Source organism: Lacrimispora xylanisolvens (genome assembly GCF_002934545.1).
Lineage (GTDB): Bacteria > Bacillota > Clostridia > Lachnospirales > Lachnospiraceae > Lacrimispora > Lacrimispora xylanisolvens.
Map to the genome: position 1 here is coordinate 394,073 of NZ_PTJA01000002.1, position 13,338 is coordinate 407,410.

Below are 13,338 nucleotides of genomic sequence, written 5' to 3' on the forward strand. Positions count from 1 at the left end.
TCCTCCTGAGTTTATCTTTTTAGTAAAGGTTTGATCTGATCTGGCATGCTCCCAATGAATTCTTACAGATGTATTATGAATATTAAATGTGGTCTCTCCCCCCCATACATTCATAGATCCAATTTGTGGACACAAAGTTTCGCAGTTTAACCAAAACTGTGTCATATTCATTAGAAATCCGCATTTTTACTAGAAAGTTGACTCTCATTGACGGAGTTTATGACGGCGTATTGTCCGGTTTCCATACTGGCTAAATGCATATTGTTAAATCGGTCAATTGCTATTTTTTTCTGTTCCATTAAAGAATGAGCATAAATGTTCATGGTAATGGAAACATTGGAATGCCCTAGTATATCACTGATTGTTTTAATATCAACATTGAGTTCCAACGCACGGGTAGCAAATGTATGGCGTATGGCATGAAATTTACGGTCAGGCACACCTGCTTTTTTTAGTATTTTTTTATAAAGTTTCTGGAATGCCCTTGGATCAATAGGAATTTCGCTGCCAGTCATAAAATAGCATGTTTCTTTGCCCGAACGTTGATAATATTCTTTAAATAATGCAATGAGAAATGATGGCAAAGGAATCTTTCTTGAAGAAGTTCTGCTTTTTGGTGTACCAATTAAAAGCAAAGTTTTATTATCGTCATCAGAAAAGTTCTTTGTACGGCTAACCGTGCGATTAATAAACAGGGTTTCATTTTCAAAATCAAAATCACACCATTTTAAGGCACAAAGTTCTCCCAGACGTATTCCTGAGTAAAAACACAGGATAATCCCCAGTGTTCGTTTATCTGGACAGCCTAAAACTGCTTTTTCGATGAGACACTGCTCTTTCATTGTAAATACCTGTACTTCGTTTTGCTCCGGCTTCGGAAATTTTATGTAATTCAATAATTTAATTGAATCAGGATTATTTTTCAATATTTCTCTGAGGGCAGTTTTATAGACTGCCAGTATCTTTCTTTTATAAGATTGGGAGATAGAATTGTCATCATTCATAAATTTTACAAATTCTGAAACCGTATCTTCTGTTAATTGATAATAATTACAGCTTGTATAAAAAGGAATAATATATTTTGTTACACAATGGTAATAGCTTTCATATGTAGAAGGTTTTACTCTTTTAACAAGATCGCTGTCCAACCAAAACTCAAAAAGTGATGATGCGCTTGCCAGAGTTTTCACCTCTTTTTTAATTTTAATTCCATTTTCCTGATAAGATTTGATACTATCTTTCACTTCACGGTAGCTTTTTCCATAAAAATATTGATATTTTCCATCGATCTTTAATTGCCGGCCTTCCCAACGACCATCTTTGCGTTTATAAATGTTTTCTCCTCTACGAGGCATATTGATATTACTCCTTTTCGGGTGACGAGTTTTTTGACGGCGAATAGTTTTTATTCAACTTAAAATGCAATAAATTTTTTCTCAATGATTCTGTAAATTCAATTATTAATGTTGTTTTTGTTTGTATTGACAAACAATAATGTCGTATTATATAATGGATCGTGTCGAAATTAGTCTGAAAATGGTGGCGTGGTTTTGGTTAAACTGCGCCTTTTTCATTAAATATAGTAATATATTTATAAAATTAACACATATAAAAAATAGGTTTTAGTATACTCAATTGATATCCATTATCAGTATACAAAGACTGATTTACATCGGAACAAATCATATAATCAGATATCATTATAACGATTTTTTGGAAATTTGCTATATCTAAATTTTACCATTTTTTTACTTTTACCATTATTTATTTCATGATATGATTGAATCAGTAGAAGGAATACGGAGAAGGTATTGAAAATCATGGAGACGCAGGTTAAATTTTACGATAAGGCAGAAGATGAGAAGCTGAAGTTTGCAGTTATTATTTCCAGAAATCAGGGAAAATGGGTTTTTTGCAGACATAAAGACAGAGATACATATGAAGTGCCGGGAGGACACCGGGAAGAGTCTGAAAATATCAATGATACTGCCAGGAGGGAACTTTGGGAAGAAACCGGTGCAGTGGAATTTGATATGATTCCACTGTGTGTATATTCTGTATGCGGTGAGACCAGGGATGGAGAGTATTTGGGGGAAGAAAGCCTTGGTATGCTTTACTTTGCTGAAATATATTCCTTTGAAGAAGAGCTCCATCATGAAATTGCAGAAGTAATCATTACAGAGCAGATGCCAGAGAAATGGACCTATCCCCATATTCAGCCATTGCTGATGGAAAAGTATAAGGAAATTGCATTTGACATGTGTCAGGATCTGTGATAATCTGTTACCTATTAATATAACTTAAGAGGTGGCTATGATGAATCGTAATCAACAATTTTCCATGTTGAATAGGGACGACGATTGATAGCGCTTGTATCTTTGAATGCTCATGGGTACAGGCGCTTTCGTTGCTGTGCCTATGTGGAAAGAATAGAATTCGGAACCGCATTGGTGGATAGTACTGATCCGTGTGGTTCTATTTTTTTACCCATACGGCAGTCATGAAGGGTGGTGATCGTGTGGGACATATGGATGATGTCCTTATGGATGGAATGGGATGGTTTAAAGTTGCATTCTATGAATCCTGGAGGAAAAAATATTGAAGAATATAGTTGGAATGATTGAAAAAGGAACCGTTGAGGCCGGGGATCTGGCAAATCATCTGAATGAAAAGATAAAAATTCATGGAAGTATCTATAAAATAAGAAAAATGAGCGGGTTTGCATTTATCCTGTTAAGAACCAAAAGAAATGTGGTCCAATGTATCTACAGCAATGAATTTTCTCTGTTTGAACTGGAAGAATTGACAGAAGAGAGCTGCGTGATTGCAACCGCACAGGTGATTCCGGAAGAAAGATCGAAAGCAGGTTTTGAGCTTCGGCTTCTTGAAATGGAGATTTTATCAAAACCCGATCAGCAGAGTCCCATTGTGATTAATAATAAACGAGTGGACACTTCCCTTGAAAATCTTCTTAATTTCAGACCTGTTACTCTGCGCAATGAGAAAGAACGGGCCATATTTTTATTACAGGAGGGAATTACCCTGGGAATTCGTGAGTTTTTAAAAAAGGAGAATTTTACAGAAATCCACTCACCGAAAATTGTTCATGCAGGCGCAGAGGGAGGAGCGAATATTTTCCGCTTCGATTATTTTGGCAAGGAGGCATATCTTGCCCAGAGTCCTCAGTTTTATAAGCAGATGATGGCGGGAGTCTATGAACGGGTATTTGAAATTGCTCCGGTATTCCGGGCAGAAAAGCATGATACCTCAAGACATCTCAATGAATATACAAGCGTGGATTTTGAGATGGGATATATTAAAAATTTTGAAGACATCATGGAAATGGAAACGGCTATGCTACGTCATGTGGTAGAGGTGCTGGAATCCGATTATGAAGAAGAACGGCGGATATTAAATGTAAAGCTGCCTTATATTAAAGAAATTCCATCAATTAAATTTATGGAGGCAAAAGAATTAATTTCCGCAAAATTTAACAGACCAATCCTGGATTTTGATGATTTTGAACCGGAAGAGGAAAAATTACTTTCCCAGATAATAAAAGAAGAAACAGGGAGTGATTTTGTATTTGTCACCCACTATCCAGGCAGGAAAAGACCATTTTACGCCATGGACAGCATAGAAAATGTAGAAGAAACAGAAAGCTTTGACTTACTGTTTAAAGGACTTGAGATTACCACAGGCGGACAGAGAATTCATAACTATGAGCAGCAGTTAAGTAAAATGAGGAAGCGGGAAATGAATACAGAATTATTTGAAAGCTATCTGATGATGCATAAATACGGCATGCCGCCCCATGGAGGCCTGGGACTTGGACTGGAACGTTTTACCAGCAGATTACTGGATCAGGATAATGTACGTCTGTCTTCTCTTTTTCCAAGAGATTTAAACAGGGTAACACCATAAGAAATTTTTTAATACAGTTTCATAAGCTGCGCCACTGAATCAGGCGTGCTTATGAAACTGTTTCTTCTATAATTATAGGGTGTAGCGGTAAATGGCATTAAAGCGGTCATTTCTATAAGGATCATAAAAGCCGTCGCTGATTTCCCAGCCTTCAAATTCATCCTTTGTAAACAGAAGATGTTCCTCGCGGTGAGAACGAATGGGAAGTTCGCCAATGAGCACACTTTTTTTCGCAACTCTTAACAGCTCGCTTGTGGCCTTTTTTGCATATTCCTTATTATCAAAATAGAGATAAACACCATAACAGATCACCTTATCAAAGGTATGATCTTTAAAGGGTAAATCGGCAGCTTCTCCGGTGAGGACGGAATTGTGCAGTATCTCGATGTGTTTTTTAACCAGTGTATGGGAATAATCCATTCCTGTGTAATCGCAGTCCAGGTATTGGGCAAGGGCACCTGCGCCGCAGCCAACTTCTAAAACCTTGTCATTTTTTTGTATATCCAGCCGTTTGGTTATCTGACGTGCCACTTCCTCCATATCTACCTGAGTTGCTTCGTAGCCGTCAAAGGCCAGTAAATCATTTCCCTCTGCTTTTCCTTTTCTTACCCAGATCTGCTTCCATGTTTCGTTTGCTGTTTCCTGTGCATTCATTTTAACTACCTCCTGAAATTATCGTAATATATGTTTTAGTGCGTCACATAGGCGCTTGTTATCTTCTTTATTTCTGACTGCGATCCGGATACATTCTCTTCCTTCCATACCTGGTTTGTGGGAGAGATCCTTTACAAGAATGTTGTAACGGTTTAAAAGCAGTTCGGCGATCTGATGGGCAGAGCATCCGTCCCTTACCTCACAGAGTATGAAATTGGCCTGGGACGGGTACAGGGTCAGCTGTCTTATGGAACCCAGTAAGCTAAACAATTCGTCTCTCGTTTCCTGAAATTGTTTTAGGGCATCCCGGTAATCCCCCTGATATTTTTCAAATATCTGAAGAAAATATTCTGCAAGAGAATTAATATTCCAGATGGGAAGCTCCTTTCGTACAAGAGCAATGATATCCGGATCTGCGCAGGTCAGGATTCCAAGCCGCAATCCTGGTACACCATAGGATTTTGAAATACTTTTTATCAGAACCAGATTCTGATTGGCGTTTAAGATCTCCGGTGTCATAAAAGATGGTTCCTCTTCTTTATCAGAAAAATCCAAAAAAGATTCATCTAAAATCAGCAGAGCATTCCGATCCTTGCAAAACTGAGCCAGCTTCTGAACGTCTTCTTTCTTTATGTAGTTTCCGCTGGGATTATCCGGATTTACTAAAACCAGTGCGGATAGTTCCTTATCGCTGTAAAAATCCATAAGATCCTCAGCTGTATAGGAGAAATCTCTGGAGGATACGGTATAAGGGATGACTGAGGCGGCACAGTTTTCATATTCGGAAAAAGAAGGACGTAAAACTCCCACTGGTTTTTCAAAGCTGCGAAGAAGCGGCTTTATCAGTTCTGTGGCGCCATTTCCGGTCAGTACCTGGTTTTTATCAAGTCCCAGGGATTTAGCAGCAAGAAGGTTGTTAATATCAAGTCCGGAAGGATAGCTGGTAGTAAGGATTTCAAAGCTGGCCTTGATCTCTCCCATAAGACGGCTGTTTGGGAAATAAGGATTTACCAGATAGCAGAAATCCAACAGTCCCGGATAGCGCCAGTACCCGCCGTAGCGTTCAGACAGGCGGAGCAGTCTGCTTTGGGAGTCTGTGAAAATGGATTCTGCAATATCTAAATCCTGTTCGTCATCAATTTCGTACCAGAAACCATTTTCCAGACGGGAAGCTTTTAAATCGTGATCATCCAGAAGGGAAATGACTTTCAGTACCTGCTCATAGTAGGCGTTATTACCCAATGCCTTGCTGTATGCCTCCAGGAAGGGGACATAATGGGTGGAGGAGAAGTTCTGGCTGAATTTGTAGATATTGACCGTTTTATAGTAGGAATGAATGTCTTCGAAGCGGAAGTCTTTTCTGGTTAAGAACTTCATGATATTGTCCTGCTGATCAATCAGTACAACGGTGCCGTCCATCCAGCTTTCAAAGGGGGCGGTCAGAGCCAGATTGGGGCGGGGGTCTTTAATAATCTGGGTTAAAACTTCCTGTTCAAATATTAAGTCCGATTCCAGAAGCAGGGTGTCATCTTCCAGGAGACAGTCCTTGGCAAGATAAAGGGAATAGATGTTGTTGGTGGTTTCATAAACCGGATTATCAATAAACACTACCGTTGTCCGGAGGGAAAGGGATTCCACAAAGGAACGCAGAAGTTCCCCCTTATGACCAGTCACAAGAATAATTTTCTCCAGGTCATATTGGTCAAGCTGCCTTAACATTCGTTCAATTAGTGGAATCTTGTTGACAGGTACCATACATTTGGGCTGATGTTCGGTTAACTGTTTTAGTCGCCGTCCCATACCGGCAGCCAGAATGATTGCTTGCATAGGCTCCTCCTTTTTGTGTTCAAAAAGTAAAATATTTCTAAATTTATGAACATAATAGCAGTTTAAAAACTGATTGTCAAGTGTGAAGACAGGGAAAAGAAAAATTTTATCAGTGGAAACAGGAAATGGTTTTCAATTTCGCCTTGACATTTAAAGGGAGAGTGCTATAATATGAAAATGATTTCTGATTTCGAAAATAGGGGATGAATATGGCAGAACGTGGAAGATATCGGACCAGGCAGCAGGAAATGATTGTGAGCTGCTTAAAGAAACAAAAAGAAATATTCTGTACCGTGGAAGAATTTATGGAACGTCTTAAAAGTGATGGTATCCACGTTGGACAGACTACCGTATACCGGGCTTTGGAACGTTTATGTGAGGATGGCGTGGTTGTGAAGATTCCGTCTGTTGACGGATCGAAGGCCCAATTCCGATATATTGGTGAGGAAATAAACAGGAATGTGGGAAAGCTGGTCTGTTTAAAATGCGGCTCCATGATTCCTTTAGAATGTTCCAGACTGGATGAGTTTTACCATCATATCCATGAGGACCATGGATTTAAGCTGGACCAGAAGCACATGGTGCTTTATGGTTATTGCAGCAGATGCCAGCAGTAAGCTGACAGAAAAGGAAGGATTTATTATGAAAGGCAGATTAAATCCCAGACAATGGGCAGCCCTTATGACAGCTTTGATTCTCACCGTAGTTTTTCTGGGCTCGTCGATATTTGTATTCACTCATCTTTCCCATGACTGCACAGGCAGACATTGCAGAGTCTGTCAGGAGATCGAAGTATGTATTTCGGCGCTCAGTGTAATTTTTGAAGCGATTGGAACAGCTGCAGTAATCGCTGTCTCCTTGCCAATTATAAAATATATCATGCTGCCTTATCTGGCAGGACTGTTTCTCTGTCCGGTTTCTCTTGTGGATTTAAAGATCCGTATGAATAATTGAATCGGTTGATACATACGGAAATCTGAATGAAACAGAAAAATCGGAGGTTTTTATTAATGAATAGAGTAACGAAAGCAATTCTGTTAGCAGCGGCAGCCTCTGCATTGCTGTTATCTGGATGTGGTCAGAAAAAAGAAGTAAATGACAGCGGAAAGCTGAATGTAATGGCAAGTTTTTATCCTATGTATGATTTTGCCGTTAAGATCGGCGGCGATAAAGTTAATGTTACAAACATGGTTCCTGCAGGAACAGAGCCTCACGACTGGGAGCCGGCGACAAAGGATATTACTGGTCTGGAAAAAGCAGATGTATTTGTATACAGCGGAGCTGGAATTGAGCACTGGGTGGAAGATGTGTTAAAGAGTCTTAAAAATAACAATCTGACTGTTACTGAGGCATCTTCAGGAATCTCCTTGTTGAAGGGGGAGGAACAGGAAGAGGCACAGAGTGAGGAACATGAGCATGGAGAATTCGATCCTCATGTGTGGTTAAGCCCTGTAAATGCAAAGAAAGAGATGGAGAATATTAAGGATGCCTTTGTTAAGGCAGATCCGGCTAATGAAGCATATTACCAGGCTAATTATGATACCTATGCCAGTAAATTTGATGAACTGGACAAGAAATATAAAGATACGTTAACTCCGCTGCCCAATAAATCGGTAGTCGTTGCCCATGAGGCATTTGGGTATCTTTGCAATGCCTATGGACTGACGCAGATGGGCATTGAGGGATTGACACCGGATTCTGAACCGGATCCGGCAAGAATGGCGGAAGTCATAGACTTTGTAAAAGAAAATAAGGTAAAAACCATATTCTTTGAAGATCTGGTCAGCCCCAAAGTGGCGGAGACCATTGCAAAAGAAACAGGCGCAAAAACAGAGGTGTTAAATCCGTTAGAAGGACTGACTGACGAACAGTTAAAAAATGGTGATGATTATTTTTCTGTTATGGAGAAGAATCTGACTGTTTTAAAAGAAGCGCTGGAATAAAAAGAACAGGAGTAAGAATGTGAACGCGATTGAAATGAAGGGACTGACATTTTCCTACGGAGGAACAAGGGTTTTAAACGGAGTGGATTTAGCCGTTCCCCAAGGCGGTTTTGCCGCGCTCACCGGTGACAACGGAGCTGGAAAAAGTACACTGATCCGGATCCTGTTAGGCGAGTTGTCCTTAACCGGAGAAGCAGGAAGCTTTAAACTGCTGGGAAAGGATATCCGCCAGTTCAGTGACTGGAAGGACGTGGGATACGTTCCCCAAAATGGAATGGATACTTACAAGGACTTTCCGGCCTCTGTTGAAGAGATCATTCAGGCGAATTTATACAGCCAGATCGGACTGTTTCGTTTGCCAGGGAAAAAAGAGAAGGAAAAAGTGACGGAAGCTCTTTGTGAGGTGGGAATGGAACCATATAGAAAACGCCTGATCGGGAAGCTGTCAGGCGGTCAGCAGCAGAGAGTATTGCTGGCAAGAGCCCTGGTTAACAAGCCCCGTCTGTTAATTCTTGACGAGCCCACCACCGGTGTGGATGAAAAGAATACGGAAGAATTTTACCGTCTGATCCTAAACTTCAATCGCAATGATCACATGACTGTTTTTATGGTAACACACGACAGGAAGCGGCTTGCCGGACTGGCAGATACTATTTTTCGGCTGGAGAACGGCGTGATGAGACAAATAACAATTCCGGGGGAGGCTGACTGTGATGGAGATATTTAATTATGCCTTTATGCAGAGGGCCTTTGTAGTGGGAATCCTGCTTGCCATGGTGATTCCCTGTATCGGTGTGGTAATTGTGTTAAAAAGGCTTTCCATGATTGGAGATGCGCTTTCCCATACTTCTCTGGCAGGAGTTGCGTTCGGGCTGATTATTGGAATTAATCCGGTTGCCGGAGCAGTGGCTGCCTGCATTATGGCTGCCCTTGGAATCGAGGCGATACGAAGAAGACTGCCCCGTTATTCGGAAATGTCCATCGCCATTATTATGTCTGCCGGAATCGGTCTGGCAGGTGTGCTGTCTGGCTTTGTGAAGAACTCTGCCAATTTTAACAGTTTTCTCTTTGGCAGTATTGTGGCAATCAGCGATATGGAGATGTTTCTGGTTATCGGAGTATCCTTAACGGTGCTTTTGCTGTTTGTACTTCTTTATAAAGAACTGTTTTACATTGCCCTTGATGAAAGGAGTGCAAGACTTGCCGGTGTTCCAGTTAAAATAGTCAATTTTATATTTACCGTATTAACGGCAGTTACGGTCTCCATTGCGGCAAGAACCGTAGGAGCCTTAATTGTTTCGTCCATGATGGTGATACCCACTGCCTGTTCCATGCAGTTTTCCAAAAATTACAGGCAGACGGTCCTTTATGCCATTGTTTTTGATGTGGTATTTATGATAATCGGTCTTTTTGCTGCCTATTATCTGGGATTAAAGCCGGGAGGAACCATTGTATTAGTAGGTGTGGTTTTCCTTCTCTTTATATTTATTGGAAAAAAACTGCTTGGAGTGAAAGGTTAGGTCACGATAAGGAGTAGATCAATGACAGATTTATATATCATATCCGGTTTTCTTGGGGCAGGTAAGACCACACTGATACAGACTATGGTCCCTGCCGTTTTTGAAAACCGGAAGGTTGTAGTAATAGAAAATGATTTCGGCGATGCCGGAATCGATGAAGAACTTTTAAAAGGTGACAGTTTAACTGTGACCAGTTTAAACTCAGGGTGTATCTGCTGCAGTCTGAACGGAGATTTTAACAGATCCCTGGAACAGGTTGTAAAGGAGTATGCGCCGGAGGTAATTTTAGTGGAGCCGTCTGGAGCAGGGAGACTTTCTGATATTATTAAAGCCTGTATGAACCAAAAGGATCTGGTGAAGATCTGCCGCTGTATTACGGTGGTGGATGTGATGAATTTTGATAAATACAGGGAAAATTTCGGAGACGTGTTTATTAATCAGATTCAATTCGGTGATTTAATTCTTTTGAGCCATTTAAGCGGGAAAGCAGGAGAGATCCGGGAGACCATGGATAAAATCAGGAAACTGAATCCTGAGGCAAGAATTGAAGCGGATTTTTGGGACGGGATTCCTGCAGAAGTATTTCGTGAGGGCGACAGGGTTTCTCTTACGGAGTCTTTGATGGAAGATCTGAAAAAGCCCATAGCGCTTAATCGGAAGATTCGAACCGGCGGTAAGGGAGAATGTGCGGTGCGACCTCTGTTTCGTTTTACCAGAGACTTCTTTTTATCAGTAAGTTTCGATTGTGAGGAAGTTCTTACAGAGGAGGAGCTGAAAGCGAAAATTAACAGAGTGACCGGTCAGGCTGATGGAATGATTCTGAGAGGAAAAGGGATCGTGAAAGGGCCAGCTGGAAGCATTTCTTTTCATTACATACCCGGAATGCTTAAGATACAAAGCTTACGGGGAGAAGGAAACAGTGTGTGTTTTATCGGGACGGGAATAAAGAAAGAACAGATTATATCATTGTTTAAAGGAGAATGACACCATGGTAATACCTGCTTGGGTAGTCACAGGATTTCTTGATTCCGGGAAGACAACGCTGATAAACCGGTTAATCCGGGAAGAGCTTTCTGAACAGGAAGTCCTGGTGATTCAATTTGAGAGGGGAGACACCCCCCTTGCTGAAGGGGAAGGAGTGCGCTCTCTTTATTATTCTAAGGCGGAAATAGAGGAATCACCATACGATGTGGCTGATTCCATTTGTGAAGAGATAAAGAAGGATCCGGCAGAGTTAATCTTAATTGAGTGGAACGGAATGGAGCATTTTCATCGATTTGAGGAGATGTTTCTTCAGTTTCATTTAAAGCCGGCCATCCATGTGGAAAAGGTTATTTATGCAGGCGATGAAAAAGGTCTGAAGCACAAAATTGCAGATTCCGGATTGATTTCCATGTCCCAGATTGCTGCAGGCAATCTGGCGTATTTAAGGGCGGAGGAGAATGCAGAACTAAATGCGCGGGAGCTTTTTCAGATTAATCCTGACATCCATGTATTTACAGAAGGAAAATGGGATCGTTTTAAGAAAAAAATGTTTCAGTATGAAGTAAAATCCCAGATATCCCTGCTACTGGTGGCTGCTGCAGCCATTTTTTATCTGATAGCCAATACTTATCTGGGATCTTTTGTTACCTTGTTTTTGGGAGTGTTTTTACAGGCGGTGCCTTTTCTTGTGATCGGGGTGTTACTTTCCTCCGCCATACAGGTTTATGTATCAGCGGACTGGATCCGGAGTAAATTTCCCAAGAATATGGTTTTAGGGCAGCTGTTTGCCATAGTGGCGGGATTCTGTCTTCCGGTTTGTGACTGTGCTTCCATACCAGTGTTTAAAGGTCTGGTAAAAAAAGGAGTTCCGTTATCGGCTGCAGTTACCTTTATGCTGGTTTCTCCAGTGATTAACCCGGTTGTAATATTGTCTACCTGGTATGCTTTTAATGGGAACCTGAAGATCATTGCAGCAAGATGCGGATTGGGAATGTTATGTGCAGTGCTGACGGGACTGACCTGTCTGATCAGTCCTCCCCAGAAGGTTCTGTTAGCAGATCCGGTAATACAGGGAGGAGATGGGTACGGAGATTATGAGATTCCCACATCGGATGACAGCAAAGCAGCCCGTTTCTTTAAGATGATGCGTCATGCCCAGAATGAATTTTTTACAGTTGGAACGTACCTGCTTACGGGGATTTTTGTATCCACCGTGCTGCAGGAGGTATGGCCGGGAATGACCCGGTCGGGAGGGGGAATTCCCATCCTGGCATCGGTAGGGTTTCTGATGGCAATGGCATTTATCCTGTCTTTGTGCTCCTCTTCCGATGCAATTGTGGCAAGAACCATGGCAGGTGTTTTCCCGGCTGGGGCACTGATGGGCTTTCTGGTGTTTGGTCCCATGATTGATTTAAAGAATGGAGCTATGCTTCTTGGCGGTTTTGAAAAGAAGTTTATTGTCCGCCTTTTTGTTACAACGTTCCTGATATGCTTTGGTGTAGTTGGAATATTTGCCTTACTTGGAAGCGGAGGGATCCGGATATGAAACTAAGAGGAAAGGGATTGAATATTCAGGCATTGACGGAAACGGCCTGCTATCTGATTTTTGGAATTCTTCTGTTTCGTCTGACTGTAACAGGCGCCTATCTGTCCTATGTGACTCCAAGAATGAAGCCTTATTTATATGGTTTATCTGCAGTCATGGTACTGTGGGCAGGAATGGCAGTTTCCAGAGTTTTCCGCCCCAAATATAAAGCCCGCCTGTTTCACTGTGTGGTTCTTGGTATTCCCATTCTTGTTTTAGCAGTGCCGCCGGCACCACCGACGGGAAGTGCTGCAATAAAGAATTATTCCAGTTCCAGCATACCCGGATCCTCTTTGGAAAGTGGCGGAAATGGTTATGGGAGTTCCAGTGAACAGGAAACGGCAGAGGCAGAACAACCGGATTATAGTGCCGGTTATGAAGGAAATGCAGAGGATGACCAGCAGGGACAGACTGAGCAGCCCGAGCTTTTAAAAGGAGCCGGTTTAAATGGAATTGATCAGGACAGCAAGACGATTACCATAGCAGATGATGACTATTATGCATGGATGACAGAGCTTGGGGCCCATGGGGATCAATACCAGGGCTATACCGTTACCATGAAAGGATTTGTATTTTTAGATTTGGAAAACCGGCAGGAAAATGAATTTGCCCTGGTTCGTCTGTCCATGTGGTGCTGTTCCGCAGATATGGCGCCCATGGGACTGATGGCATATGACTTAAAAGGGCAGGGGTTTAAAGAGAATGACTGGGTTACAGTTACGGGAAAGCTGTCTGTAAAAGACGGTTATCCTACCATTGAAGCAGAAACCATGGTGGCAGCGGAAAAGCCCCAGCAGGAGTATGTTTATCCTTATTACTGATAAAGCAGGAGAACGGTGCGTAACGCATTTTTCTCCTGCTTTATTGATATTTTATCTCAGTTGTCCTATGTTGACAGAAG

General features: G+C 41.6%; 13 protein-coding genes. 10 read left to right on the forward strand and 3 right to left on the reverse strand.

The annotated features are described in order from the left end of the window. Positions 1-170 precede the first annotated feature (170 nt). A complete protein-coding gene (locus tag BXY41_RS05165; RefSeq protein WP_104435401.1) occupies positions 171-1,355 on the reverse strand; it encodes a tyrosine-type recombinase/integrase in 1,185 nt (394 codons plus the stop codon). Positions 1,356-1,820: 465 nt separating this feature from the next. On the opposite strand from BXY41_RS05165, the gene BXY41_RS05170 reads away from it, so the two are divergent. Beyond that, the gene (locus BXY41_RS05170; protein WP_104435662.1) at positions 1,821-2,276 is read left to right on the forward strand and encodes an NUDIX hydrolase; all 456 of its coding nucleotides are present in this window, start codon (positions 1,821-1,823) and stop codon (positions 2,274-2,276) included. A 322-nt stretch (positions 2,277-2,598) separates the two neighbouring features. Then, positions 2,599-3,924 carry an aspartate--tRNA(Asn) ligase gene (gene aspS, locus BXY41_RS05175; protein WP_104435403.1) on the forward strand — a complete coding sequence of 442 codons (1,326 nt, stop codon included), beginning with the start codon at positions 2,599-2,601 and terminating at the stop codon, positions 3,922-3,924. 72 nt (positions 3,925-3,996) lie between these two features. Here the strand turns inward: aspS and BXY41_RS05180 are convergent, their stop codons facing one another. Together BXY41_RS05180 and BXY41_RS05185 are read right to left on the reverse strand one after the other, a co-directional pair. Further along, positions 3,997-4,578, reverse strand: a complete 582-nt coding sequence (locus BXY41_RS05180; RefSeq protein ID WP_104435406.1) for a class I SAM-dependent methyltransferase — start codon at positions 4,576-4,578, stop codon at positions 3,997-3,999. An 18-nt stretch (positions 4,579-4,596) separates the two neighbouring features. Then, positions 4,597-6,405, reverse strand: a complete 1,809-nt coding sequence (locus BXY41_RS05185) for an aminotransferase class I/II-fold pyridoxal phosphate-dependent enzyme (RefSeq protein WP_104435408.1) — start codon at positions 6,403-6,405, stop codon at positions 4,597-4,599. A 209-nt stretch (positions 6,406-6,614) separates the two neighbouring features. On the opposite strand from BXY41_RS05185, the gene BXY41_RS05190 reads away from it, so the two are divergent. Genes BXY41_RS05190 through BXY41_RS05225 form a run of 8 tightly spaced genes read left to right on the forward strand, consistent with a single transcriptional unit; the run spans position 6,615 to position 13,258 of the window. Next, on the forward strand, positions 6,615-7,022 hold the full coding sequence (locus BXY41_RS05190) for a Fur family transcriptional regulator (RefSeq protein ID WP_104435411.1): 408 nt from the start codon (positions 6,615-6,617) through the stop codon (positions 7,020-7,022). Positions 7,023-7,047: 25 nt separating this feature from the next. Continuing rightward, complete coding sequence (locus tag BXY41_RS05195; RefSeq protein WP_146088552.1) at positions 7,048-7,359, forward strand: AraC family transcriptional regulator; 312 nt, start codon at positions 7,048-7,050, stop codon at positions 7,357-7,359. 56 nt (positions 7,360-7,415) lie between these two features. Next, positions 7,416-8,348, forward strand: coding sequence for a metal ABC transporter substrate-binding protein (locus BXY41_RS05200; RefSeq protein WP_104435416.1), 933 nt, complete (start codon positions 7,416-7,418; stop codon positions 8,346-8,348). Positions 8,349-8,367: 19 nt separating this feature from the next. Further along, positions 8,368-9,075, forward strand: a complete 708-nt coding sequence (locus BXY41_RS05205) for a metal ABC transporter ATP-binding protein (protein ID WP_104435418.1) — start codon at positions 8,368-8,370, stop codon at positions 9,073-9,075. Next, a complete protein-coding gene (locus BXY41_RS05210; protein ID WP_104435421.1) occupies positions 9,062-9,868 on the forward strand; it encodes a metal ABC transporter permease in 807 nt (268 codons plus the stop codon). The genes BXY41_RS05205 and BXY41_RS05210 overlap by 14 nt, the downstream gene beginning before the upstream one ends. A gap of 21 nt (positions 9,869-9,889) precedes the next feature. Continuing rightward, positions 9,890-10,852 (forward strand): CobW family GTP-binding protein, encoded by a 963-nt coding sequence (locus tag BXY41_RS05215; protein WP_104435423.1) that lies wholly within the window; start codon positions 9,890-9,892, stop codon positions 10,850-10,852. A 4-nt stretch (positions 10,853-10,856) separates the two neighbouring features. Next, on the forward strand, positions 10,857-12,398 hold the full coding sequence (locus tag BXY41_RS05220; protein ID WP_104435425.1) for a permease: 1,542 nt from the start codon (positions 10,857-10,859) through the stop codon (positions 12,396-12,398). After that, positions 12,395-13,258, forward strand: coding sequence for a TIGR03943 family putative permease subunit (locus BXY41_RS05225; RefSeq protein WP_104435427.1), 864 nt, complete (start codon positions 12,395-12,397; stop codon positions 13,256-13,258). Before BXY41_RS05220 ends, BXY41_RS05225 begins: the two co-directional genes overlap by 4 nt. The last annotated feature ends 80 nt before the right edge of the window (positions 13,259-13,338 follow it).